The organism is Aeromicrobium phragmitis (assembly GCF_003674095.1).
Lineage (GTDB): Bacteria > Actinomycetota > Actinomycetes > Propionibacteriales > Nocardioidaceae > Aeromicrobium > Aeromicrobium phragmitis.
This window is the reverse complement of the sequence record NZ_RDBF01000220.1, coordinates 1-339: the sequence shown is the minus strand read 5'-3', so window position 1 is coordinate 339 and position 339 is coordinate 1. Positions and strand designations below refer to the sequence as shown.

Sequence of the window (339 nt, the reverse complement as noted above, 5' to 3'; positions counted from 1 at the left end):
ACGAGCTCGACGAGCGCGGCGTGCTCATTAAGAGCCTCACTGAACCGGCGATCGACACGACCACCCCGATGGGTCGAGCCCTCTACGGCATCGTCGCCGTGTTCGCTCAGCTGCGCGTCGACACGATCCGAGAGAACACAATGCGTGGCCTCGCCCATGCTCGAGCCGAGGGTCGCGTCGGCGGCCGACCGACCGTGATGACACCCGAGCGGATCGAGGCCGCGAAGAAACTGCGGGCAGCAGGGCATAGTTACGCGAAGATCGCCAAGGCTCTCAGCGTCGGCGCGTCTTCTGTTGCTCGCGCTCTCAGTGATTAATGTCGTCGACATTCCGGCAGAC

1 protein-coding gene is annotated in these 339 nt (G+C 64.0%); it reads left to right on the top strand.

The genetic code is table 11. The features are described 5' to 3' along the window. Positions 1 to 317 (top strand): recombinase family protein (locus tag D9V41_RS17055; protein WP_133434254.1); only part of this gene is annotated, 317 nt, incomplete at its 5' end. Between the last annotated feature and the right edge of the window lie 22 nt (positions 318 to 339).